We start from the raw sequence: 24,125 nt of genomic DNA, 5'->3' as shown, positions 1-24,125 counted from the left end.
AACTCACTGCGGCGCGGACGTGATAAGGTCCTTCGCTCTGCTCAGGATGACAGTACTAATATGAACAGCCACGAACTCATTGAATCCTTCGGCGAATTTGCCCGGAGCAAGAACATCGACCGGCCCACGATGATGAGCATCCTGGACGACGTGTTTCGCACCATGATTCGGAAGAAGTACGACCAAGACGAAAACTTCGACGTCATCATCAACCCCGATAATGGTGACCTCGAAATATGGCGCAACCGCGAAATTGTGGACGACAACTCCGAGGATATCTGGGACCACGACAAAATTCCGCTGACCGAAGCGCAGAAAATCGAGCCCGATTTTGAAGTCGGCGAGTCCGTGGCCGAAGGCGTGAAGCTGGAGGATTTCGGCCGTCGCGCCGTCCTCATGGCCCGCCAAACGCTGATTCAGCGCGTGAAAGACCTCGAGCGCGACAACCTGTACCAGAAGTACAAGGACCAAGTGGGCGAAATCGTGACTGGCGAAGTGTACCAGGTGTGGAGCCGCGAGGCCCTCATCATGGACAAGGACGACAACGAGCTGGTGATGCCCAAAGGCGAGCAAATCCCCAAAGACCGGTTCCGCAAAGGCGACACCGTGCGCGCCGTGGTGCACCGCGTGGAGGTGATTAACGGTACGCCGAAAATCATTCTTTCCCGCGCCGCGCCGGCTTTCCTGGAGCGTTTGTTCGAGTTGGAAGTGCCCGAGATTTACGACGGCCTCATCGTTATCAAAAACGTGGTGCGCGAACCCGGCGAGCGTGCTAAAGTAGCCGTTGAAAGCTACGACGAGCGCATCGACCCCGTAGGCGCCTGCGTGGGCATGAAGGGCAGCCGTATTCACCCCGTGGTGCGCGAGTTGGAGAACGAGAATATTGATATTATCAATTACACGGATAACTTAGAGCTTTATATTGCGCGGGCACTATCGCCGGCCAAAGTAGGTTCTATGAAAATAAACCAGGAGAATGGCCGCGTTTCCGTGTTCATGAAGCCTGACCAGGTGAGCCTGGCCATCGGCCGCGGCGGTGCCAATATTAAATTGGCCAGCCGCTTGGTGGGCATGGAAATTGACGTGTTCCGCGAAGCCATCGACTACGAGGAAGACATTTCACTGGACGAGTTCCAAGACGAAATTGAGCCTTGGGTACTGGCCGAATTGAAAAAAATCGGTCTCGATACTGGTCGTGCCGTACTGGCCGTGAAGAAAGACGACATCGTGCGCCGCACGGAGCTCGAAGAAGAAATGGTGGACGATGTGTACCGCATTATCCGCCAAGAATTTGCCGACGACGAAGACCTTGACGACAGTACGCTCGATGCGGCCAAAAACCGCGTTGCAGCCGCTAAAACGACCGACGAAGAAGCTGCCGTAACGCACGCTTCGGCCACCGAAACGGCCCCCGAACACACCCTGTTGGCAACGGAAGCGGCCAGCCAAGATTTCCCCTCGACTGAGGAAGCGGGCGCCAGCTCTCCCGCCGAGCCAGCCCAATGACGGCCGCGCGGCCGGTACGGCAAGGGTAACAAATCGTGCCAGCAGGTGCGGTTTGCGCCCTGCTGGCAAGATTTAATGTAATACCTTTGCACTTAGAAGCGTATCGTACGCGAGAAAGATAGAATGGCGGAAGCAACCCCGAAACGGCTACAACAGGCGGCCAAAGACCTGAACGTTGGAATGGACCGGGTGGTAGAAGCCCTGGCCCGGAAAGGCATACAAGTAGAAAACAAGCCGACCACAAAGCTCACGGGTGAGCAAGTGGCCTCGCTTGAAAAGGAATTCGCGGCCTCTGCCCACGACCGGCAGGAAGCTCAGAAGGTCATTCAGGCCAAGCGCCAGAGCGACCTTGAGGCTGCTCCTAAGCCGGCGGCTCCAGCTCCGCGTCCGGTACAGGCGGCTGCGCCCGCACCGGCTCCGGTGGCACCAGCGCCTGCCCCGGCGGCGCCTGTTGCCACAACTCCTGCGCCAACTCCCGCTGCTCAGGCCCCCGCGGCGCCTGGCCTGAAGGTGTTGGGCAAAATTGAGCTGGACAGCCGTGGCCGCGTAGTGCCGCCCCGGCCAGCGCCCGCTCCGGCTGTCGTTGCAACAGCAGCTCCGGTAGCGCCAGTGGCTCCGGCTGCACCAGTTGCCGCGCCGGCTGCGCCCGCGCCCGCTACGCCCAAAGTGGAAGCACCGGCACCGGCTCCTAAAGTAGAAGCACCTGCAACTGCACCAGCACCGGCCGCGCCGGTAGCTCCGCCGCAAGCCCGGGTTGAGCCCGTTCCGGTAGCACCTGCTCCGACCCCAGCCCCGGCTACACCGGTTCCGGTACCTGCTGCCCAAGCTCCGGCAGCCCCGGTTGAAGGTGCAACTCCCGAGGATACCAGCACTATCGTTGCCAAGTCGGACACACTGAAAGGCCTGACCGTACTGGGCAAGATTGACTTATCGTCCATCAACAACGACCGGCGTGGCCCGGGTGGCCGTGGTCCCCGTCCCATTGCGTCGTCGGATGTGAGCAAGCGCGGTTTGCCCGCTGGCCCCGGCCAGAAGAAGCGCACGCGCCTGCCCGGCCCCCCCGGCAACACCACTTCGCCGCCCAGCCCCGGCTATCAGGGCAACCGCCCTGCTGGCGGTGGCCAAGGCGGTCAGGGGGGCGGCTACCAAGGCAACCGGCCAGGTGGTGGCCAGGGCGGCCAGGGCAACCGCCCCGGCCAGGGCGGCAACCAGCGCCCCGGCCAGCCCGGACCCAAGCCGAACGCACCTGCGCTCACGCCAGAACAAGCTGAAAAGCAGATTCAGGAACAGATTAAGGCCACGCTGGCCAAGCTTGGCGGTAACAAAGCCACCGGCCAGGCCAACCGCGCCAAGTATCGCCGCGACAAGCGGAGTATGCTGGCCGAGGACCGCGAGGCCCTGCGCGCGCAGAACGAGCTCGATGCCAAGACCCTCAAGCTCACCGAATTCATCTCGGCCAATGACTTGGCTTCGCTGATGGACGTGAACGTGAACGAGGTCATCAAGGTGTGTCTGGGCATGGGCATGTTCGTGTCCATCAACCAGCGTCTTGATGCGGAAGCCATTACCGTGATTGCCGATGAATTTGGCTTCGATGTAGAATTCCTCTCGAAAGAAGAAGAGGAAATTAGCATCGATGCCGGCGACGCCGAAGAAGATTTGCGCCCCCGCGCCCCCATTGTGACCATCATGGGCCACGTCGACCACGGCAAAACGTCGCTGCTTGACTACATCCGCGACGCGAGTGTGGCCAAGGGCGAAGCCGGTGGTATCACGCAGCACATCGGGGCTTATGAGGTGAAAACCAAGTCGGGCCAGCCCATCACCTTCCTCGATACCCCTGGTCACGAAGCCTTTACGGCCATGCGTGCCCGCGGTGCCAAGGTGACGGACATTGCCATCATCGTAGTGGCGGCCGACGACTCGGTAATGCCGCAGACGAAGGAAGCCATCAACCACGCGCAAGCCGCTGGGGTACCGATTATCATCGCCCTCAACAAGATTGACAAGCCGGCCGCCAACCCCGAGAAAATCCGCGAGGAGCTTTCTCAGATTAACATTCTGGTGGAAGAATGGGGGGGCAAGTACCAGAGCCAGGAGGTTTCGGCCAAATCCGGCATTGGTATTGAGGACTTGCTGGAAAAGGTGCTGCTGGAGGCCGAACTGCTCGACCTGAAAGCCAACCCCGACCGCAACGCCATCGGTACCGTGATTGAAGCCTCGCTGGACAAAGGCCGTGGCTACGTAACCACCGTGCTGGTGCAAACCGGCACGCTGAACGTGGGCGACGTGATTCTGGCCGGCCCGCACTTCGGCCGCGTGAAGGCCATGACCGACCACCGCGGCAAGAAGATGAAGACCGCCCCGCCCGCTACGCCGGTGCAGGTGCTCGGCCTGACCGGTGCTCCGCAGGCCGGCGACCGCCTCCAGGTGATGGAGACGGAGCGCGAAGCCCGCGAAATCGCGACCCAGCGCTTGCAGTTGGCTCGTGAGCAGACCATCCGGACCAAGAAGCACATCACGCTAGACGAAATTGGTCGCCGTTTGGCCATCGGTTCGTTTAAGGAACTCAACATCTTGGTGAAGGGCGACGTGGACGGTTCGGTGGAGGCACTGGCCGACTCCCTGTTGAAGCTGAGTACGCCGGAAGTGAAGGTGAACATCCTCTCGAAAGGGGTGGGCGCCATCTCGGAAAGTGACGTATTGTTGGCTTCGGCTTCCGACGCCATCATCATCGGTTTCCAGGTGCGGCCCTCGCAGAGTGCCCGCAAGCTGGCGGAGAACGAGCAGATTGACATCCGTCTGTATTCCATCATTTACAACGCCATCAACGAGGTGAAGGATGCCATGGAAGGCATGCTGGCCCCGACGGTGCAGGAAGTGGTGGTGGCCAACGCCGAGGTTCGTCAGGTGTTCAACATCACCAAGGTGGGCACCATTGCCGGCTGTATGATGACGGAAGGCACGCTGACCCGCAAAACCAAGGTGCGGGTGGTACGCGACGGCATTGTGATGCACACCGGTGAAATTCAGGACCTCAAGCGTTTCAAGGACGACGTGAGCGAAGTGCGCCAAGGCTACGAATGCGGTATTTCCATCAAGAACTTCAACGAGTTGCAGGAAGGCGACAACATTGAGGGCTTCGAAGAAAAGGAAATCAAGCGCACGCTGTAAGCATGGCGCTTGCTGTGAAAAACAAGAATCCCCGGCTGCCCGCAGCCGGGGATTCTTGTTTGCGTCGGTGGGGCATCAGCCTATCCGTCGGCTTGATTTATCGGTGTTGAGGACTATGTTGGTGAACAGTGCAAGTCAACGCAAACGATAGAAGCGAACACTCTTGTTTAGCTCCACACTCGTGGTCTGCGCCCGATTACCAGGTTGACACGTTCTACGCCAATACGAATAAGAAAGCCCCGGCTGCAGTGCAGCCGGGGCTTTCTTTGAAAAAAATCGAAACTAAAAAAACAGAAACTTCTTGCGATTATGATTGTGCACCAACGGCTTGCCGGCGGGGTTAGAGCCGCCAACGGGGTGGCTCTGGCCGCGTTTGTTCTCCAGGAAGCCGGCTTTGGCTTTGTACTTCCGTACCATAAAGCCATTGCCGCTGCGGTCGAACTGGCGCTCGGGGCCGCTGCGGCCGCCGAAGCTGGTGTTGCCGGTGCGGGCTTCCAATAACTCAAGCTGCTGGTCGCGCTTCACCTCATCGGGCGTCATGGCGGCGCGGCGCTGGTTGCGGGCTAGCTCCTGGGCGTTGTTGCCGGAGGTGCTGCGGGCACCTTCCTCGCTCGTGGCCTTGCCCGGCATGGGAAAGGCGGGCCCGGTCTGGGCATTAGCGGCCGAGGTAACCGCGAAACTCAGGCCGCTCAGGAACGCGGCAGCAAACCATACTTTCATGCGGAAAAAATTGAGGGGTGGAAGGGGAGGATAGTCGCCTAACGGCAGCGGGGAATGGGTGGTTCAAAATCCGCCAACGCTAGTAGCCATTTATTGATTGACCGCCCCTAAGTTCGCAACTTATTTTGAATCGGCCAATTACCCGACTTAAATAAAACCTGAACTTGAGCTAAAAACGCAAAAACCGCTGCCTACTACTCGGTAGACAGCGGTTTTTTCTTGCCGAACGAAGCCGGATGATTTTAGATGCGACCGGCCCGCAGCGCATCGCGGATTTCCATCAGCAACTGCTGGTCGGTGGTGGGCGGGGGCGGGGTGGCGGGGACGGCCACCACTTCCAGGGGCTTTTTGCGGATGCTGTTGGCACCCTTCACAATCAGGAAAATGATGAAGGCAATGATGAGGAAGTTGATGACGGCATTGATGAACAGGCCGTAGTTGAGCGTACCCACACCGGCTTTCTTGGCTTCTTCGATGGTGGCATAGTGCTGGCCGTTCATGGCCACGAAAAGGTTGGCAAAATCGACTTTGCCGAGGCCCAGGCCCACGATGGGCATGATGATATCATCGGTAAGGGAGGTGACAATTTTGCCGAAGGCCGCGCCGATGATGACGCCCACGGCGAGGTCGAGCACATTGCCTTTGGCAATAAATTCCTTGAATTCGGAGACGACGCTCATAACGGTTGGGGATGAAGTAGGTGAAGGAATGAGTTGGTGCTAAAGCTACTTATTTAAAAACAAATACATAGCCGCTTTACAGTGGTAAAATTGGCTATTGTCGGCGGTACCGAATGACTGGTTTCGGTTGGCCGGGGCAAAACGGCGTTCAACCCCGCCGCTGGCCCGACCAGCCCCACCGGCCCGGGGCACTATCTTTGACGGGACCAAGCCAACCCGCCTTCTTTTTGCCATGTCTGCTTCGTTTGAAAACCTACTGTATCGCCTAGATGTCGCCAGCGGCATTCTCACGCTCACCATCAACCGGCCCACCAAGCTCAATGCCTTGAACGCGGCCACCATTGCCGAGATTGATGCGGCCATGGAGCAGGCCCTGGACGAGCCGCAGGTGCGCGGCATCATCATCACGGGCAGCGGCGAAAAGGCTTTCGTGGCCGGGGCCGACATTGCCGAGCTGGCCGCCCTCACGCCCGCGCAGGCCGCCCGCGCCTCGGAGCGCGGCCAAGAGGCTTTTTGCCGGATTGAGGAAAGCACCAAGCCGGTGGTGGCCGCCGTGAACGGCTTCGCGCTGGGCGGGGGCTGCGAGCTGGCCATGGCCTGCCACATGCGCATTGCTTCCGAAAATGCCCGTTTCGGGCAGCCGGAAGTGAATCTGGGCCTGCCGCCCGGCTACGGCGGCACCCAGCGCCTGCCCCAGCTCATCGGCAAGGGCAAGGCGATTGAATTGCTCCTGACGGCCGATATGGTGAAGGCCGACGAAGCCCTGCGCTTGGGCCTGGTAAACCACGTAGTGCCCCAGTCCGAACTGTTGCCGTTTTGCGAGCAGGTGCTGACCAAAATACTGGGCAAGGCGCCCTTGGCCGTGGGCCTGGTGCTCGACTGCGTGAACGCGCACTACGCCAAAGACACTGATGGCTACGCCACCGAGGCCCGCGCCTTTGGGCAGGCGTTCGAGAGCGACGACTTTAAGGAGGGCACCACGGCATTTGTGGAAAAGCGCCCGGCGGTTTTCACAGGTAAATAAGCCGTCTTTATAATGAGGAATGAAGAATGAGGAATGAGGAATTGACCATGCGCGTCTGTTCACAGTTCCTCATTCTTCATTCCTCATTCTTCATTATCCAAGAATGAGTGTAGCGAAAAGACTAGCGTCGCAAACGGCCGTGTATGGCGTGAGCAGCATTGTGGGCCGGGTGCTCACGTACTTGCTGGTGCCGGTGTACACGCGGGTATTCGGGCGGGCCGAATACGGCATCGTTACGGAGCTGTATGCCTACGTAGCCTTCTTGAATATCGTGTTCACGTACGGCATCGAAACGGCGTATTTCCGCTTTGCCAACCAAGCAGGGGCCGACCAAAAAATGCTCTACGACCGGGTGTTGAGCCTGTTGGTGCTTACCAGCGTGGTACTAAGCGGGGTGTTGGCGCTATTGGCGCGGCCGCTGGCGACGCTGTTGCACTACCCCGACCAATCGCAGTACATCGTTTGGCTGGCAATCATTCTGGGGCTTGATGCGGTGGTGGCCTTGCCGTTTGCCCGGCTGCGGCTCGAAAACAAGGCCCGCAAATTTGCCACGGTGCGGCTGTTGAACATTGGGGTGAACGTGGGGCTGAACCTGTTCTTTATTAAGCTGTGTCCCGATGTGCTGGCGGGCAAAATGCTGCCTTTTTTGCGCCCGTTGGTTGAAGCATTGTACGACCCAACGCTGGGCGTTGGCTACGTATTTCTCGTCAATCTGATAGCCAATGCCTTATATGTGCCGCTGCTGGCGCGGGAGCTGTTTGGCTTTCAGTTCCGGTGGCCGGAGTGGGCCGTGTTGCGGCCCCTGCTGAAGTATGCCTACCCGCTGATGTTTATGGGCCTGGCGGGCATGGTGAACGAGGTGCTGGACCGTATTGTGCTGAAATACTGGCTGCCAGCAGGCTTTTATCCGGGAATGAGCAACGAGGCGGCGGTTGGGGTATACGGGGCCTGCTACAAGCTGAGTATTTTCATGTCGCTGGTTATTCAGGCGTTTCGCTACGCGGCCGAGCCCTTCTTCTTCGCGCAAAGCACGCAGAAAAACTCACCCGCCACCTTTGCACTGGTTCTGAAGTGGTTTACGATATGTTGCGCGCTCATTTTCGTGTTCATCAGCCTGAACCTGGAAGATTTTGGCCAGATGCTGGGACTGCAGTTCCGGCAGGGACTGGGCGTGGTGCCCATTCTATTGATGGCCAACCTGTTTCTGGGCGTTTATTACAACCTGTCGGTTTGGTACAAGCTCACGGATAGAACCTATTACGGCACTTACATTGGGCTGGGCGGAGCGGTGCTAACCGTTGCGCTCAACCTGCTGCTAATTCCGTTGCTCGGCTACATGGGATGCGCTTGGGCCACGCTGGCCTGTTATTTCACCATGGCCATGCTGTGCTGGCGGCTGGGCGAGCGGCACTTTCCGGTGCCCTACCCGGCGGTGCGGCTGGGCCTGTGGCTGCTGTTTGCCACGGCGCTGGTGGCGCTGGGCTGGTGGGTGCCGGTAGCCGACTGGTGGCTGCGGCACGCCTGGCACGCTGGGCTGACGCTGGTATTCCTGGCAGCGCTGTATCTGGTGGAGCGGCCCCGCGCTGCTGCGGCCGTGGCATAATACTCCTGTTGGCTGGTATAGTACCGTTCCTATCTTTATGGCACCGTTCGCGGCAGCCCTTTCTTTATGCACATCCCCGTTCTCAACCATTCCAACCATCCCCTTCCCGAATACCAGACTCCCCACGCCGCCGGCCTCGATTTGCGGGCCCATTTGCCGGAGGGTCCCGTCACACTCGGGCCGTTGGAACGACAATTGATTCCGACCGGGCTGAGCATGGAAATTCCGGTGGGGTATGAGGCCCAGGTGCGGCCCCGTAGCGGGCTGGCCGTGAAGCACGGCATCGGCATCGTGAACAGTCCGGGAACTATTGATGCCGACTACCGGGGCGAAATCCGGGTGCTGCTGGTAAATTTATCCAACGAGCCATTTGTGGTAAACGACGGCGAACGCATTGCCCAACTGATAGTTGCGAAGCACGAAACCATTACGTGGCAGCCGGTTGAAACCCTGAGCGAAACCCAACGCGGCGCCGGTGGGTATGGAAGTACAGGAAAAAGCTAATATCCGGCAATTGGTTGTCCGTGGTCAGGCCCTAGCTTCGGGGCACCAAACGGCAACCGGCTCCGTGCCGAAGCTAAGCCTATAAAATCTGCAAAACTGACCCCCAACATCTGACTACTTCTCCTCACATGAAAATCATTGTCCCGATGGCCGGCATGGGCAAGCGCATGCGCCCCCACACCCTCACCGTTCCCAAGCCGCTCATTCCCATTGCCGGCAAGCCCATAGTGCAGCGCCTCGTGGAGGACATTGCCAAGGTGTGCGGCGAACCCGTGGACGAGGTGGCCTTCATCATCGGCCGCTTTGGCGAGGCGGTAGAAAAAAGCCTCGTGAAAATTGCCGAATCGGTGGGCGCCAAGGGTACCATTGTGTACCAGGACGAGCCGCTGGGCACCGCTCACGCCATATTGTGCGCCAAGGAAAGCCTGACCGGCCCGCTGGTAGTGGCTTTTGCCGATACCTTATTTAAGGCCGATTTTACCTTGGATTCCTCAGTGCCCGGCACCATCTGGGTGCAGAAAGTGGACGACCCGCGCCCCTTTGGCGTGGTGAAGCTGAACGAGCAGGGCCAGATTACCGAGTTTGTGGAGAAGCCGCAGGAATTCGTTTCGGACCTGGCCATCATCGGCATCTACTACTTCCAGGACGGTGAGTACTTGCGCAGCGAGTTGCAATACCTGCTCGACAACGACATCAAGGACAAAGGCGAGTACCAGCTCACCAATGCCCTGGAGAACATGAAAAACAAGGGCACTGTTTTCGTGCCCGGCCGAGTGACCGAATGGCTGGACTGCGGCAACAAGGACGCCACGGTATTCACCAACAAGCGCTACCTCGAATACCTGCAGGAGCGCGGCGAGTCGCTGGTAGCCGAGTCGGCCAAAATCACAAATTCGGTGCTGCTGGAGCCGGTGTACATCGGCGAAAACGCCATTATCACCGATTCGGTGGTGGGGCCGCACGTGTCGGTAGGCGACCACGCCAACGTGCGCGACTCGCGCCTGTCGAACTCCATCGTGCAGCAGTCGGCCACGGTGCTCAACGCCGTCATCACCAATTCCATGATTGGCAACTTCGCCTCGGTGGTGGGCACGCCCGACGACCTGAGCCTCGGCGATTATAACCAGCTCCGCGTGTGACATTTTAACACCTAAATACGTTACTAGCGACGCGACCCTCTGCCGGGGGCCGCGTCGTTGGTTATTATACCCGTAATTTCGTGGGCCGGGCCATGGGTCCGGCGTTCTTTTGTATGCGTCAAGTTGCTCTTATTCTGTTGTTTTGGTTGGGGCTGGCGGCAACGAGCTACGCACAGTCTACCGACGGCACCGTGGTGCCGCCGGCGAAGCTGACGCGCAAGCAGCAGCGGGCCCTGGAAAAAGAGCAGCACGAATTGGAGAAGAAAGTGGCCGAGGCGCGCGCCAAACGCCCCACGGCCCCGGTGCTCACGGAGCGCGAGCGGGAGCAGAGCGAGGCCCTGTTCGTGGAAGGCGTGAAGTATGTGATGCTGGAGGACTACACCAAGGGCCTGGAAAACCTGCTGCGCGCCTACGCCCTCAGTCCCGATAACGCCGCCATCAACTACAAGATAGCCGAGGCTAACCTGCTGAGCGGCAACCTGCGCGACGCTACTAATTACTCGGAGGCGTCCATCCGTCTCGACCCTCATAACGCCTATTACTACCTGCTGTTGGCCCAGATTCAGGCCAGCCAGAAGCAATACGACGGCGCCACCAAAACCTACGCCAGCCTCATCAAGGAAGTGCCCAACTCGGGCAACTACTTGTTCAATCTGGCGGATTTGTACCTGGCCCAAAACAAGCTCCCCGAAGCCCTGACCACCCTCGACCAGGCCGAGAAAGAGTTTGGGCAGGTAGATGAAATTTCCTTCAAGAAGCAGCAGATTTTCCTCAAGCAGAACAAGCTGGATTTGGCGCTGGCCGAGGGCGACAAGCTCATCAAAGCCAACCCGACGGAGGCCCGCTACGTGCTGGCCCAGGCCGAGATGTACGCCAGCAACAACCGCTTGCCCGATGCCGTGCGCGTGGCTCAGCAGGCCCTGCGCCTCGACCCCGACAACCCCCAGGCCCACATGATTCTGGCCGAAGTGTATCGCCAGCAGAACCAGCCCGAGCAGTCGGACCAGGAGCTGAAGCAGGCTTTCGCCAGCCCGGCGCTGGACATTGATGCGCGGGTACGGATTCTGGTGGGGTACATCAAGCAGCTGCCGAACCCCAAAGAATCGGTGAACCAGATGGCCCGGGACCTGGCCGTGGCCACCATCAAAACATACCCCAAGGACGCCAAATCCTACGCTGTGGCCGGCGACATCCAAACCCTGACCGACCACAAGAAAGAGGCCCGCAACACCTATCTGCAAGCCCTGCGCTACGACAATTCCAAGTTTCAAATCTGGCAGCAGGTGGTGCTGATTGACGCTGAGCTGAACCAGACCGATTCGTTGCTCGTGCACACCGACCGGGCCCTGGAGCTATTCCCCAACCAAGCCTCGCTGTGGTTTTACAACGGCGTGGCCCACATTCTGAAAAAGCAGCCCACGAAGGGCGTGAAAGCCCTGGAGCATGGCCGCAAGCTGGTGGTGAACAACACCGAGCTGCTGGGCCAGTTTGATGCGCAGCTGGGCGATGCCTACCACGAGCTGCACCAGTACGACAAGTCGGACGCCGCCTACGAAGCCGCGCTGGTGAGCGACCCCAACAACGTGCAGGTGCTGAACAACTACAGTTACTTCCTGTCGTTGCGCGGCGAAAAGCTGGACAAGGCCAAGCAGATGTCGGGCAAGGTGATAAAGCAGTTTCCCGAAAATGACACCTACCTCGATACGTATGCCTGGGTGCTCTATAAGATGAAGGACTACGCTGGCGCCAAATCCACGCTGGAAAAAGCCGCGCAAACCACCAAAGACGGCTCCATAATCGAACACTACGGCGACATCCTGTACCAGCTCGGCGACAAAACCAAAGCCGAGGCCGAATGGCAGCGCGCCCACAAAATCGGTGGTACTTCCGACCAGCTGGAGCGCAAACTGAAAGAACACAAGCTATATGAATAATCTTGCTTCAATGAACAATGAACAATTAACAGTGAGTAATAACGACTACTTGGTTCCGGTCGCCGCCACCGGGCGTTGTCACAAAGTCCCCGTCCGCCTCGCCTCTGTCCGCGTAGCCAAGCTGGGGACATTGCTCATTGCGCATTGCGCATTGCTCATTGCAACAAGCTGCGCCCGCAAGGCCGTGCCCACTACGTCTACCAAAGGGCCCGGCACTTCGGTTTCCGTGGCCGAGCCGGCGGTGCACGCCACCAACACCGCCTTTTTGTTCATGAACGCCAAAGGCAAGGCGCAAATCAACATGAAGGGCAACAAGCAGAGCGCCAACATTGCCCTGCGGATGCGGCGCGACAGCATTATCTGGGTCACGGCCGGGCTGGTGGGCATTGAAGGCGTCCGCGCCGTGCTCACTCCCGATTCGGTACGGGTAATCAACAAGCTGGAAAAAACCTACTTCACCGGCGGCTACGACTACCTCAGCAAGCTGCTGAATGTGCCCGTCACCTTCGCCCAGATGCAGGCCCTGCTTTTGGGCGACTACCTGCCCGCGCCTATCGGCATCACACCCAAAATTGCGGTGGAAGAAGCCGGGCGTCAGCGCGTGAGCTACCCGCTGGCCGGCGTGCTGGTAGAGCGGTTGCTCCAAGCCGGCACCGGCCGCGTGCAGCAGCTGAAGGTGAGCGACGAAGCCACCCAGCGCAACTTGACTGTGGATTACACCGATTTCAAAGTGCTTGACGAACAGCCTACGGTGCCATTCGCCCATTCCACCTTTATTCAGGCGCAGCAGCCGGCAGCGGGTGTGGTCACGGCGGCCATCAACTACAGCAAGGTGAACGTGGGCCGCGAGCGGCTGGCCTTCCCTTTTGCGGTGCCCAAAGGCTACAAGCGCATGAAGCAGTAGCCGATTGCGGACTCCCAAATTTTGATTTTAACAAAGTAAAAGCGCACGTTGGAGAAGCAGGTACGAACGGCTAAGAGCGGCACAGGCGCGTGCTCCCAAGCGCTTGCAGGGCGCGGACTGGGCCAGTTGCTGGTTTGCCTGGGTTTTCTCTTGTTCGGCTTGAGCCTGCTGAGTCCCGTTGCGGCCCAGCAGCGCCATAAAAAGCAACCGGCTAAAAAAAACACGGCCAAACCAGCGCCCCGTACCCGCCGGCCCGCTGCCGCCAGCAGCTCCAAGAGCAAAGCCCAACTGGAGCGTGAGCGCCAAAACAACCTGCGCCAGATTCAGCAAGCCAGCCAAGCCCTGAACCAGACCCAGGAAAAGAAAAAAGTGAGCCTGGGCCAGCTGCACGTCATCACCGAAAAGCTGACGGAGAAAAAGCAGGTCATCCAGGGCATTTCGACCCAGCTGCACGGCATCGAAACCAACGTGCACCAGACGGCCACCCAAGTGCTGCAAACCCAGCAAACCCTGCGGCAGCTCAAAGCCGAATACGCTCGCCTGCTCTACACAGCCTCCAAAACGGCCAACGGCTTCAACCGGCTGATGTTTTTATTTGCCTCGGAGTCGTTCAACCAATTCGCGCTGCGGCTGCGCTACATCCGCCAATACACCGAGGAGCGGCAGCGGCAGGCCGCCCGCATCATGGGCACGCAGTACCGGTTGCACCAGCAGCTTTCGGGCCTCACGGAGCAGCAAAAGCGCAAAAGCAGCCTGCTGAACACGCAGTTGAACGAAAATAAAAACCTGCTCACGCTCAAGTCGAAAGAGGATGAGATGGTGCAGCAGCTCAGCCAGCAGGAGCAGGGCCTGCGCCAGGAGTTGGAGGAGCGCCGCCAAGCCATGAACCGCCTCGACAACCTCATTGCCGAGCGGGTGCGCGAAGAAATAGCGCGGGCCGCCCGCGCCGCCCGCCTGGCGGCCCGTCGCGAAGCCGCCCTGGCCGCCGCCCGCGACGCACGCCGGGCCGCCGCGGCACGCAATGTGGCGGGTGGTGCCGGCCCGGCCCGGCCGCGCCGCGGCCCTGAAAACGGTGCCACCGAAACGGCCGGCAACGACGACCCCAGCGCAAACCCCGAAACCGATGCCCCCGAAACGGCCGCCGAAGCCGCGGCCGACCGCCGTGCCGTGCGCATCGCCCTCACGCCCGAAACGGCCTTGGCTTCCTCGGCCTTCTCCGGCAACCGTGGCCACTTGCCCTGGCCGGTGAGCCGCGGCTTCATCAGCCAGCATTTTGGCCGCCACCCGCACCCGGTGCTGAAAAACGTGACCGTCGAAAACCGGGGCGTCGACATTCAGACCGGCGAGGGCGAGGCCGTGCGCTCTTGCTTCGATGGCCGCGTAGACAAGATTGCCAGCATCGCGGGCATGAACACCATCGTCATGATTAAGCACGGTGACTTCTTCACGGTGTATGCCAAGCTCCGCTCCGTGAACGTGCACGAAGGCCAGCGCGTGAGTGCCCGCGAAGTCATCGGCACCGTGGCCACCGACACCGAAGGCACCTCCGAGGTGCAGTTCCAGGTGTGGCACAACTCAGCCAACCTCAACCCGGAAAACTGGCTGGGGCATAAGTAGGAGGGGGCGGTAGCAGTGCCGTACCTTGAAAGGCAATCATGCTGAGCGAAATTGAAGTATCTCTAAAAAGCTGTTTGAGTTAACCAAAACGGTCATGCTGAGCGGAGTCGAAGCATCTCGCGTGCAGCAGTAAATAGTTACTTGCACGGTAGAGATGCTTCGACTACGCTCAGCATGACGTTCTACAGCTTCTGCAGACGGCCTCATCAGCTTCGCCGGTTACAAATACTCGGGCAAAAAAAAACCCGAACCAAAGGCGCGGGTCTTTCTGAGCTATGAAAACAAACTTAGCTGTCGGCAGGAGCGGCTAAAGCCAGCTGCAACCGATAACCACTTCAAAGATGCTAATTGGGCGAGGGCCTTTGCCGGATATTTCGGCGAACAGCCAGCAGCACCCGGCGAACGTTGGCTCTGGCGGGGCGCAAAGCAGGCCGGACCTATACCAGGTTCAGGCGGCCGAGCAATCCTGATTTGTAGGAACTGCCGATGGGCACCCGCACCGGCGTGCGACCCTGGGCACCGGCCATGCTGCTATCGAGCAGGGCGGCGTCGGCTTCAATGGCCACAATGCGGTCGAGGCGCACAATGTATTTGCGGTGCACGCGGGCAAAATCGCGGCCGGGCAGCTTGGTTTCCAGGTCTTTCATGGTGCCGTACACCGTGAGGCGCTCGCGGATGGTGTACAGGTTCACGTAGTCGCCCAATGCTTCTACGTACTGCAAATCGGCGGTGGCCACGCGGACCAAGCGCTGGTCCTGCTTTACAAAAATCTCGTTGCGGTTGTTGGCATACAGCGCCTCGCCCGAGCTGTTGGCCATGCGCAGCACCCCTTCCATCTTTTGCCGCTCGTCTTCGAGCTGCAGGCGGGTGCGGCGCAGTTCGAGGTGCGCCATTACCTGGCGGGCCAGCACCCGCAGGGCTTCGCGCTGGTCAGAAGTGAGCTGGCGCGGCACGGTGTCGAGGGCGCAAAGGGTGCCGAGGGGCAGGCCTTCGGGCGTGAGCAGCGGCGCCCCAGCGTAGAAGCGGATGTGCGGGTCGCCGGTCACCAAGGGGTTTTCGGCGTAGCGGTTATCGGCAGTGGCATCGGGCACTTCGTACACGTCGCTGGCCCGCATGGCGTCCTGGCAAAAGGCATATTCGCGGGGCGTCTGGCGGGTGCTAATGCCTACTTTGGCCTTAAACCACTGCCGCTCGCTGTCAATCAGCGAAACCATCGACATGGGCGTGCCGCAGATGAACGCCGAGAGTTGCACCAAGTCGTTGAGCGCCGGCTCTGGGTCGGTGTCAAGAACATGGTAGCTGTAAAGAGACTCCAACCGCTCCGGTTCGTTTACTTGGCGTAGGGCATCTTCGGGTGGGGCAGTGCGCTTGGATGATTTCACAGGGAGGGCAGAAGAAAATTAATTGTTGGCACTAAACCATTTTCATGGAGTAGGCTCGGAGTGAAAAGCTTAGCAAAGCTAAGTCCTGGGGCCAGCGCCGGGAAATGCAATCCGTTCAACCCCTGTTCTTGCCCGGTAAACAGGGACGATTTACCTGCAAGAAAGCAGGCTTCATCCGCAAAACAGGACTATCGGGTATCTTTGATACTCCAAAGGACGCCCGGCTGCGTATATCCTCCTTTATCACCCCAACCGGGCCCAGGCGCCCACCGCTTCATGCTCCATTCTTTGTTCCTAATCGGCAGCTTCGGCACGACCGAAATTCTGCTTATTCTGTTTGTCATCATTTTGCTATTCGGAGCCAAGCGAATTCCTGAGCTATTCCGCGGCATGGGCCAGGGCGTGCGCGAGTTTAAAGATGCCACCGCCAAGCCGGAAGACCAACAGCCCCAGTACCGCGACCAGCCCGCCCCGCCCTATCAGCAGCAGTACCCGCCGCAAGGCTACCCGCAGCCGGGCTACCCGCAGCAGCCCCCGCAACCGGGCTACCCCCAGCAGGGCGGCTACCCACCCCAGCAGGGTTATCCCCAGGGGGCTCCGCAGCCGGGCTACCAGCAGCCGGCACCTCCTGTTTTCAACCCCAACGACCCCAACAACCAACCGCGTCAGTAAGCGCATCCGAACCATGCAAACTCCTCTCATTCTGTTTTTAGGCGACATTGGCGGCTCTGAGTTGCTGCTCATTATGGTCGTCATCCTGATGTTCTTCGGGGCCAATAAAATCCCTGAGTTGGCGCGTGGCCTGGGCAAGGGCATCCGCGAGTTCAAGGACGCCAGCACCGAAATTCGCCGCGAGTTCGAGCAGGCCGGCCAGCCCAACCAGGGCTATGCCCAGCAGCAGCCCAATCCGAATTACGTGCCCCAGCAGCCCAACCCCAACTACGGCCCGCAAAACCAGTACCCGGCCCCGCTGCCTACGGCTCCGGAAGCTGCTGCTGCCGAGCCGGGCTCCGGTTTCGACCCTTGGGCCACACCTGCCGCCGCGGCTGTTACCACAGCTCATGCCGAGCCCACGCTGCCCACGGCCGATGCGCCTTTCGTAGCGCCGGCCCTGCCGCCCAATCTGGCCCCCGAGGGCACGCAGCCCCGCCAGCCGTATATTCCCGCATCTCCCGACGCGTAAGTCCCGTTTCGGTCACCTAATCTGCAAGTAGTTTGAAGCGTTTTCAGTCTTTATCCGAAGTTCGTAGCGAGCTGGCGGCGGGCACCACGTCCTGCCGCCAGCTCGTTGAGTATTACCTGGGCAACATCGAGCGCCAGAACCCCACCCTCAACGCTTTTCTGGAGGTGTGGCCCGACGAGGCCCGTGCCCAGGCCGACGCCGTGGACGCCAAACTGGCGGCCGGCACGGCCGGGCCACTGGCCGGCATGGTCATTGGCATCAAGGATGTGCTGGCCTATGCCGGCCATTCGCTGCAAAGCAGCAGCCTGATGCTGGACGGCTTTAAGTCGCTGTATACCGGCACGGCCGTGCAGCGCTTGCTCGATGCCGACGCCATCATCATTGGCCGCCAGAACTGCGACGAGTTTGCCATGGGCGGCTCGAACGAGAGTTCTTATTTCGGTCCGGCTCGTAATGCGGCCGACACCAGCCGGGTGCCGGGTGGCTCGTCGGGCGGCTCGGCCGTGGCCGTGCAGGCCGATATGTGCCTGGCGTCTATTGGCTCCGATACGGGCGGCTCGGTGCGCCAGCCGGCGGCGTTTTGCGGGGTGGTGGGCTTCAAGCCGACCTACTCGCGCATTTCGCGCTACGGGCTGGTGGCGTTTGCGTCGTCGTTTGACCAGATTGGGCCCATCACCCGCTCCGTGGCCGATGCCGCGCTCCTGACCGAAATCATGGCCGGGCCCGATGGCATGGACAGCACCGCCAGCCAGCGCGAAGTGCCGGCGTACAGCCAGTTGCTCGCGCCCGCCGCGCACTACCGCATCGGCTACATTGCCGATGCCATTGATAACGAGGGCCTGAATCCGGAAATCAAAGCGGCCATGGAAACGCAGTTGGACCTTCTGCGCGGCCAGGGCCACGTAGTAGAGCCCGTGGATTTCCACTACCTCGACTACATGATTCCGACCTACTACATCCTCACCACCGCCGAGGCCAGCTCCAACCTGGGCCGCTTCGACGGGGTGAAGTACGGCTACCGCGCCCCGGATGCCACGGATTTGGAGTCGCTCTACAAAAAGAGCCGAGCTCAGGGCTTTGGAGCCGAAGTTCAGCGTCGCATTCTGCTCGGCACCTTCGTGCTCAGCGCCAACTATTACGACGCGTATTACACCAAGGCCCAGCGCGTACGCCGGCTCATCAAGGACAAAACCGATGAGCTGCTGCGTCAGTACGATTTCCTGGTGCTGCCCACCACGCCCACCACGGCCTTTAAAATAGGGGAGAAGCTGGACCCCGTTTCCATGTACTTGGCCGATATTTTCACGGTGCAGGCCTCGCTGGCGGGCGTGCCGGCCATTTCGGTGCCGGTTGGAGAGGATGCCACTGGTCTGCCCATCGGCTTGCAGGTGATGGCCGGCGCCTTCCGCGAAGCGGATTTGCTGGCTTTCGCCAGTACGCTCACGGAGGAAGTAGTGGCCTGATAATGGTGCAGTTGCAGGATTCCTGTGCGGAGCAAAACCGCAAGTCAGGGGCCAATGATTAGCGCCGGAACGAAGTAAGTATCAATGCCTCGGCTTAATAGTCGGGGCATTTTTCGTTTGTGGCCCCGACCAATGTTAAGCGGGCTGCGTATCAACTTTTTTCAATTCATCTCTACAAGTTCTTTATATCTGCCCTATCTTAGTGCTATGAAGCAAGGGATTAAGCGCGTAAAATCTCTCACGTACTCCCAGCGGTGGCTGGGGGTGGCGCTGCTTGGGCTGCTGGTACCAACGCTCAAAAGCCAGGCCCAGCAGGTACCCCAGCTGGATTCGGCCGGCCGCGTGATTTCCACCATGCCAGCGCTATTGGGCGATACCGTGCGGGTGCGGCTGGAATTGCAGCCCGATTCGCTGGTGGCCGTGCCCACTGCGCCCGTCGATTCGGCGCGGCTGGAGTGGCTGCGGACCCCACCCACGCTGCGCGACCTGGTATGCGACCGGGTGGGCTGCATTGAAACCGACGTGCCGCACCAGTTCAACAACTCGGTGATGGCCTACGTGACGCTGTTCACGGCCCGCAACCGAAGCTATATGCAGCGCGTGCTGGAACGCGAGAACTTCTATTTCCCCATTTTCGAGAAATACCTGGCGCAGTACAACCTGCCCACCGATTTGAAGTACCTGGCCGTAGTGGAATCGGCCCTGATTCCAACGGCGAAATCTCCGGTAGGCGCCACGGGGCTGTGGCAGTTTATGGGCCCCACGGCCGGTGACCTGCGCCTGAAGCGCGACGAGTGGATAGACGAGCGAATGGCCCCCGAAAAGGCTACCGAAGCCGCCTGCAAGCACCTGAAGTACCTCTACGGCATCTTTCATGATTGGGAGCTGGTGCTGGCGGCCTACAATTGGGGGGCGGGCAGTGTGCAGCGCGTGATGCGTCGCACCGGCAAAAAAACCTTCTGGGACCTGTACCCGCACATGCCGGCCGAAACGCGCAACTACGTGCCCACCTTCACGGCCATTATGTACAGCATGAAGTACGCCGAGGCCCACGGCCTGCGCACCTCCACCCTGCACTATCAATACGCCGAGGCCATGGACACGCTGAACCTGCGCGGCTACGCCTTCGACCTGCGCCGCCTGAGCCGGGCCTGCGGCTACGATGACTCTTTGTATCTCACACGCTTCAACCCGGAGCTGCGGCGGGCCGCGCTGCCAGCCGGCTACCGGCCGTATGTGGTGCGGTTTCCGGCCGCAGCGGCGGTGCACTTGGGGGATGTTGACCGAACCACGCTGCTCACGTTTTGCCAGCCTGCCAGTGAGTTGCCCCGCCCCATAACCCCGCTGCCGCCCCGCCTCGAAGGCGTGGAGCCGTGGGTGAGCCGCGAGCTGCTGGCCGCTACCGAAGGCCCCCGCGCCGACAACGAAGCCGCGGCGCCCCGCTTCCGTCGCGTACCGCACAAAGTGAAGCGGGGTGAAACCCTGGCCAGTCTGGCCGAACGATTTGAGGTGAGCCAAAGCCAGCTGCGCCGCTGGAACGAGCTACCCAAAGGCCGGGCGCTCAAACCGGGCCGGGAGCTGGTGATATTTGTGCCCCTGCCGGCCGTGGCTGCTCCGCGCCACTCCGCGCCGGCAGCTGAAACGGCTTCTGCCGAAACGGTAGTAGCCACCGTGCGGCCGGTAATATCGGCGGAAGAAGCGGCCGCCCGCAAGGAACAAGCCGAAGCCAATGCCCGCGAAGTGGCCCGCATTCAGGAGCTGACCCGTCAGGAAAAAATGCAGGAGGCGCGGCTGGTAGCCGTGCGGCAGCGGCAGGCCATTCAGCAGGCGGCTGCCGAAGTGCAGGCTCGCGCCGCTGCCCGTCGCTTGGCTCAAGCTGAGGCGGCTGAAGCAAAGCGAACGGAAGCAAAAGCTCCGGCAGTGGCCGAAGTAGCAGTAGAGCAGGCCACTGAACCCATCTCAACTTCAGCCAAAGAACCTGATGGTAGCGCCACCTACATCGTGCGCAAGGGCGAATACCTGACCAAGCTGGCCCGTGAGCACGGCGTGAGTGTGGCCCAATTGGTGGCCTGGAACAAGCTGGAATCGGAAACCGTCGTGCCCGGCCAGCGCCTGCTGTTGCGCGGACCTCTGGAGGCTGCCACCACAACAGAACCAACTCAGCCGGCATCCAGAGCTGCTACTCGGAGCATCGCCACCACTCGCCCAAAGGTGGATAAGCCGCTGGAAACGCCCAAAGTGCATCTGGTGCAACCCGGCGATACGCTGTTCAACATTTCGCGCCGCTTTGGGGTGAGTGTGCAGACTTTGCGGGAGCTCAACCACCTCGCGTCGGACGAGGTGAAGCTGGGGCAGAAGTTGCTGGTACCGCAGGGGTAAACAATGGAATCGTGTTGAACGTCATGCTGAGCTGGTCGAAGCATCTCTACCGCTTCGTTGAACGTGGCGCCTCACCCCCGGCCCCTCTCCGAAAGAGAGGGGAGCCAGCCGAAGCAGTAGAAATGCTTGGAACAACTCAGCGTAACGGCCTTTTACTGCGCGGATATTTCCGCATGACTACATAGAAAAAGCACCTCACGCTACGATTGTCGCAGCATGAAGTGCTTTTTCTATTATTGGACGTGCTTTTCGCGCCGGCTCATTCGCGCACCAGCCGCCCCACTACGGGGCCGGCCGAGGAAGTCAGGCGCACGGCGTACACGCCGGGGGCCAGGCCCGCCACATCGAGCACGGCGCGCAGCGTGCCCTGTTGCGGGCGCACCTGCTGGCGCAGCACCACCTGCCCTAGGGCATTGGTGATTTCGACCGGAACGGCAGCAGTGCCGGCCCAGCCCGGCACCTCCAGCGTGGCACTGCCGGCCGTGGGGTTGGGGTAGAGGGCCAGCCGGGCCTGCAAGGCGCGCTGGGCGGCCGTGGCCAAAGCAAAGGGATAGACCACCTGCGTGCTGGCGCAGCCCAGGTTGTTGGTCACGGTGAGGCGCACGGCGGTGCCGGCACCCGTGCCCACGGCGTAGCGGTGGGGCGGCGGGGTGGGCCCATCGTAGTAAGTGCCGTCGCCGAAGTCCCAGCGCCAGCGCAGCAGCTGGGCGTAGCGCGGGCCGGCGGTGGAGAGGCTCACGAAGCGTAGGCTGTCGCCACCGGCCGTGGCCGTGTAGCCAAACACCGCCTGGGGCGGCGTGCGGCACAGGTCGGGCACGAAGGGCACGCCGGCACTGGCGTAGCGGGAAAGGACAATGTCCTGCCCGCCGATATTGGGGTTCGGCGGGGCGGGGGGCGCGGTGGGGTCAAACCATCCCGCTAAGGTGAGGTTGCCGTTAGGGTCAAGCCAAGCGCAACGTTCGGTGCCGGCATGCCCATATTGGCGTTGCCAACTGGCAGTGGCAGGTGTGCCGACGGGGCTGCCGACCGAAGGAGGGACGTAGCTGGCCAAGTAATTGCTTTGGTAGGGGACGCTGCTCCCGCGTGAACCGATTACCAATACTTGCCCATTCGCCAGCAGATAAGTGAAGTCAAATTGGGCGGAAGAAGTGCTCAATAAGGGCGGTTCGGTGTGTTGCCACTTCATATTGTTCAAGCTGTCTAAGCGCAGTAGCCAGCCTTGCCCGTTGTATTTGCCAGCTAACTGCACCTCGTTGTTCGGGGCAGCTTTAACGTCATAGAAACTGTCATCGAACCGTCCTGGACTGGTGAAATAGCGTGAACTAATGGTGTCGCCGGTGAGACCGTTAACATGCAGGACCCAGCCATCGGCGCGGTAGGCTTGGTTGGGGGCCGCCCGCCATTGGTAGCCCGCCAGCACATAGGAGCCATCGCGGCTGGGCTGCATGGCGAATAGTGCGCCGTAAGGCTGGCCGTAGCGGCGTGAGTAGACGACGTTGCCAGTGGAATCCAGTCTTATCAGTGTGGCAATCGGAATGGGACTGCTGCGGGTACTGCCGGGCATGAAACAGTCAGCCAACGAAATCAATGCGCCTCCGTCCGACAAGGGTATCACAACCGGTGATACACTCAACGGAGTGAAGGGCCCTGTTAGCGGAAGAAAGCGCCGCCAGCGCACATTGCCGAGCGTATCGGCCCGTTCAATAAATTGAAAGGGCTTGCTGGTCAACGTACGGCTGCTGTCGCCGTGTCCCACCAATAATAAGTCCGAATTCGGCAAGCGTTTGCCATCGGTGTACCACGAACCGTAGCGAAAATCGCGCAGGGTGATGGATTTATTGCCGATGGAGTCGCCGGTATTATTCACAAACCATACCGAGGGCATTGTACCGTATTGCAAACGGCCTGCAACAGGTGGGTCATCATACCAACGCGCACCAATTATGGCTAACCGACTGGAACTAAGTCGAAGAATCCGATAAGGATAGTCGGTGCTTTGCGTTCCGCCCCGAATGTAGTTTTGCCAGACTAAAGTGGGCTGGGCGTTGCTGCTTATGCCTAGCACGAAGAGCAATAGGAATAGGTGGGCACGCATAGCGGCTAAGCGTTACTACTTGTGGGCGATTGAATCAGCGGCAGGTGATTAAGCCGGCGTAAGCAGGGGAATAGAGGAGTAATGTTCTGCATGGTAGATAATTGTGTGGTAGCTAGCCTACCAATAATCATGCCTTGGTGAATAGCGCGTATATTTAAAGTAAGAGCGGTGACACCAGCAGTGTGTAAAATGCGCCGGCTTAGCGAAGCGCTACAGTGCAGCTTTTGCAAGCGTTGAGGCTGTTTTATGTCGGGAATCGCAAACCTCATATTGTAGAGGCGGCGCTACTTTGCCGGGAGCCTGGGTGATGATATTGAGCAAAAAGTCAATAAACCCGGCTTTACCGCGCTTTTGGCGCTAATTTCGCCCTACACGGCCGCGCTGCCCCGCGCGGCCGTTTCCATTTCTGAAGAATTCCCGATGCTAAAAATCAACCAACAGGACGCGCTGAATTACCATTCGCAGGAGCCGGCGGGCAAGATTGAGGTGGTGCCCACCAAGCCCGTCAGTACCCAACTCGATTTGGCGCTGGCCTACTCGCCCGGCGTGGCCGAGCCCTGCAAAGCCATTGCCGCCAACCCCGACGACGTGTACAAGTACACGGCCAAGGGCAACCTGGTGGCCGTCATCTCCAACGGCACGGCGGTGCTGGGGCTGGGCAACATCGGCCCGGCGGCCAGCAAGCCGGTGATGGAAGGCAAGGGCGTATTGTTCAAGAAATTCGCCGGCATCGACTGCTTCGATATTGAGATTGACGCGAACGACCCGGACGAGTTTATCCGCATCGTGAAGGCGCTCGAGCCCACCTTCGGCGGCAT

Annotated in this window: 17 protein-coding genes and 1 pseudogene; 14 read left to right on the top strand and 4 right to left on the bottom strand. The window is 60.1% G+C overall.

Annotation, left to right across the window (positions count from 1 at the left end; all coding sequences use genetic code 11):
- Positions 1 to 60: 60 nt before the first annotated feature.
- Together nusA and infB are read left to right on the top strand one after the other, a co-directional pair.
- Positions 61 to 1,506, top strand: coding sequence for a transcription termination factor NusA (gene nusA, locus JKL48_RS18485; protein ID WP_394368866.1), 1,446 nt, complete (start codon positions 61 to 63; stop codon positions 1,504 to 1,506).
- A 123-nt stretch (positions 1,507 to 1,629) separates the two neighbouring features.
- Positions 1,630 to 4,680 carry a translation initiation factor IF-2 gene (gene infB, locus JKL48_RS18480; RefSeq protein ID WP_201985908.1) on the top strand — a complete coding sequence of 1,017 codons (3,051 nt, stop codon included), beginning with the start codon at positions 1,630 to 1,632 and terminating at the stop codon, positions 4,678 to 4,680.
- A 282-nt stretch (positions 4,681 to 4,962) separates the two neighbouring features.
- Here infB and JKL48_RS18475 read toward each other — a convergent pair whose 3' ends face one another.
- On the bottom strand, positions 4,963 to 5,400 hold the full coding sequence (locus tag JKL48_RS18475; RefSeq protein WP_201985907.1) for a hypothetical protein: 438 nt from the start codon (positions 5,398 to 5,400) through the stop codon (positions 4,963 to 4,965).
- Between the two features lie 242 nt (positions 5,401 to 5,642).
- Positions 5,643 to 6,080: a large conductance mechanosensitive channel protein MscL gene (mscL, locus tag JKL48_RS18470; protein WP_201985906.1), complete on the bottom strand. Its 438-nt coding sequence runs from the start codon at positions 6,078 to 6,080 to the stop codon at positions 5,643 to 5,645.
- A 232-nt stretch (positions 6,081 to 6,312) separates the two neighbouring features.
- On the opposite strand from mscL, the gene JKL48_RS18465 reads away from it, so the two are divergent.
- From JKL48_RS18465 to JKL48_RS18435, 7 genes are all read left to right on the top strand, one after another.
- Complete coding sequence (locus JKL48_RS18465) at positions 6,313 to 7,104, top strand: enoyl-CoA hydratase/isomerase family protein (RefSeq protein ID WP_201985905.1); 792 nt, start codon at positions 6,313 to 6,315, stop codon at positions 7,102 to 7,104.
- Between the two features lie 103 nt (positions 7,105 to 7,207).
- The gene (locus JKL48_RS18460) at positions 7,208 to 8,707 is read left to right on the top strand and encodes a lipopolysaccharide biosynthesis protein (protein ID WP_201985904.1); all 1,500 of its coding nucleotides are present in this window, start codon (positions 7,208 to 7,210) and stop codon (positions 8,705 to 8,707) included.
- Between the two features lie 66 nt (positions 8,708 to 8,773).
- Complete coding sequence (gene dut, locus JKL48_RS18455; protein ID WP_201985903.1) at positions 8,774 to 9,211, top strand: dUTP diphosphatase; 438 nt, start codon at positions 8,774 to 8,776, stop codon at positions 9,209 to 9,211.
- Between the two features lie 128 nt (positions 9,212 to 9,339).
- Positions 9,340 to 10,350 (top strand): sugar phosphate nucleotidyltransferase, encoded by a 1,011-nt coding sequence (locus JKL48_RS18450; RefSeq protein WP_201985902.1) that lies wholly within the window; start codon positions 9,340 to 9,342, stop codon positions 10,348 to 10,350.
- Between the two features lie 113 nt (positions 10,351 to 10,463).
- Positions 10,464 to 12,284, top strand: a complete 1,821-nt coding sequence (locus tag JKL48_RS18445) for a tetratricopeptide repeat protein (RefSeq protein ID WP_236668900.1) — start codon at positions 10,464 to 10,466, stop codon at positions 12,282 to 12,284.
- Positions 12,285 to 12,468: 184 nt separating this feature from the next.
- On the top strand, positions 12,469 to 13,188 hold the full coding sequence (locus JKL48_RS18440; RefSeq protein ID WP_201985900.1) for a DUF4292 domain-containing protein: 720 nt from the start codon (positions 12,469 to 12,471) through the stop codon (positions 13,186 to 13,188).
- A gap of 159 nt (positions 13,189 to 13,347) precedes the next feature.
- Entirely contained in the window at positions 13,348 to 14,805 is a 1,458-nt protein-coding gene (locus tag JKL48_RS18435) for a murein hydrolase activator EnvC family protein (protein WP_236668899.1), read from the top strand.
- A gap of 437 nt (positions 14,806 to 15,242) precedes the next feature.
- Here JKL48_RS18435 and JKL48_RS18430 read toward each other — a convergent pair whose 3' ends face one another.
- Positions 15,243 to 16,187, bottom strand: coding sequence for a LytTR family transcriptional regulator DNA-binding domain-containing protein (locus JKL48_RS18430; RefSeq protein WP_201985899.1), 945 nt, complete (start codon positions 16,185 to 16,187; stop codon positions 15,243 to 15,245).
- A gap of 276 nt (positions 16,188 to 16,463) precedes the next feature.
- Between JKL48_RS18430 and JKL48_RS23640 the strand changes: the two genes are divergently transcribed.
- The 4 genes from JKL48_RS23640 to JKL48_RS18410 all read left to right on the top strand — a co-directional run bounded on the left by JKL48_RS23640 (position 16,464) and on the right by JKL48_RS18410 (position 21,212).
- Positions 16,464 to 16,859: a Sec-independent protein translocase subunit TatA/TatB gene (locus tag JKL48_RS23640; RefSeq protein ID WP_317191968.1), complete on the top strand. Its 396-nt coding sequence runs from the start codon at positions 16,464 to 16,466 to the stop codon at positions 16,857 to 16,859.
- 13 nt (positions 16,860 to 16,872) lie between these two features.
- Positions 16,873 to 17,370: a Sec-independent protein translocase subunit TatA/TatB gene (locus JKL48_RS23635; RefSeq protein ID WP_201985898.1), complete on the top strand. Its 498-nt coding sequence runs from the start codon at positions 16,873 to 16,875 to the stop codon at positions 17,368 to 17,370.
- A 32-nt stretch (positions 17,371 to 17,402) separates the two neighbouring features.
- Positions 17,403 to 18,833: an Asp-tRNA(Asn)/Glu-tRNA(Gln) amidotransferase subunit GatA gene (gene gatA, locus JKL48_RS18415; RefSeq protein ID WP_201985897.1), complete on the top strand. Its 1,431-nt coding sequence runs from the start codon at positions 17,403 to 17,405 to the stop codon at positions 18,831 to 18,833.
- A 207-nt stretch (positions 18,834 to 19,040) separates the two neighbouring features.
- Entirely contained in the window at positions 19,041 to 21,212 is a 2,172-nt protein-coding gene (locus JKL48_RS18410) for a lytic transglycosylase domain-containing protein (RefSeq protein WP_201985896.1), read from the top strand.
- Between the two features lie 259 nt (positions 21,213 to 21,471).
- Here the strand turns inward: JKL48_RS18410 and JKL48_RS18405 are convergent, their stop codons facing one another.
- Positions 21,472 to 23,097: a T9SS type A sorting domain-containing protein gene (locus JKL48_RS18405; RefSeq protein ID WP_201985895.1), complete on the bottom strand. Its 1,626-nt coding sequence runs from the start codon at positions 23,095 to 23,097 to the stop codon at positions 21,472 to 21,474.
- Between the two features lie 630 nt (positions 23,098 to 23,727).
- Here JKL48_RS18405 and JKL48_RS18400 point away from each other — a divergent pair.
- Positions 23,728 to 24,125: pseudogene (locus JKL48_RS18400) on the top strand (NADP-dependent malic enzyme); the annotation flags it as partial.

Origin of the sequence: Hymenobacter rubidus, assembly GCF_016734815.1 — a bacterium.
Classification (GTDB): Bacteria; Bacteroidota; Bacteroidia; order Cytophagales; family Hymenobacteraceae; genus Hymenobacter; species Hymenobacter rubidus.
Note: the sequence above shows the minus strand (reverse complement) of the source record. Positions and strands in the feature narration are given on the sequence as shown.

Coding starts and splice junctions, on each gene's coding strand:
- nusA (WP_394368866.1), top strand. CDS start 61: ATGAACAGCCACGAACTCATTGAATCCTTCGGCGAATTTGCCCGGAGC.
- infB (WP_201985908.1), top strand. CDS start 1,630: ATGGCGGAAGCAACCCCGAAACGGCTACAACAGGCGGCCAAAGACCTG.
- JKL48_RS18475 (WP_201985907.1), bottom strand. CDS start 5,400: ATGAAAGTATGGTTTGCTGCCGCGTTCCTGAGCGGCCTGAGTTTCGCG.
- mscL (WP_201985906.1), bottom strand. CDS start 6,080: ATGAGCGTCGTCTCCGAATTCAAGGAATTTATTGCCAAAGGCAATGTG.
- JKL48_RS18465 (WP_201985905.1), top strand. CDS start 6,313: ATGTCTGCTTCGTTTGAAAACCTACTGTATCGCCTAGATGTCGCCAGC.
- JKL48_RS18460 (WP_201985904.1), top strand. CDS start 7,208: ATGAGTGTAGCGAAAAGACTAGCGTCGCAAACGGCCGTGTATGGCGTG.
- dut (WP_201985903.1), top strand. CDS start 8,774: ATGCACATCCCCGTTCTCAACCATTCCAACCATCCCCTTCCCGAATAC.
- JKL48_RS18450 (WP_201985902.1), top strand. CDS start 9,340: ATGAAAATCATTGTCCCGATGGCCGGCATGGGCAAGCGCATGCGCCCC.
- JKL48_RS18445 (WP_236668900.1), top strand. CDS start 10,464: ATGCGTCAAGTTGCTCTTATTCTGTTGTTTTGGTTGGGGCTGGCGGCA.
- JKL48_RS23640 (WP_317191968.1), top strand. CDS start 16,464: ATGCTCCATTCTTTGTTCCTAATCGGCAGCTTCGGCACGACCGAAATT.
- JKL48_RS23635 (WP_201985898.1), top strand. CDS start 16,873: ATGCAAACTCCTCTCATTCTGTTTTTAGGCGACATTGGCGGCTCTGAG.
- JKL48_RS18410 (WP_201985896.1), top strand. CDS start 19,041: ATGAAGCAAGGGATTAAGCGCGTAAAATCTCTCACGTACTCCCAGCGG.
- JKL48_RS18405 (WP_201985895.1), bottom strand. CDS start 23,097: ATGCCCTCGGTATGGTTTGTGAATAATACCGGCGACTCCATCGGCAAT.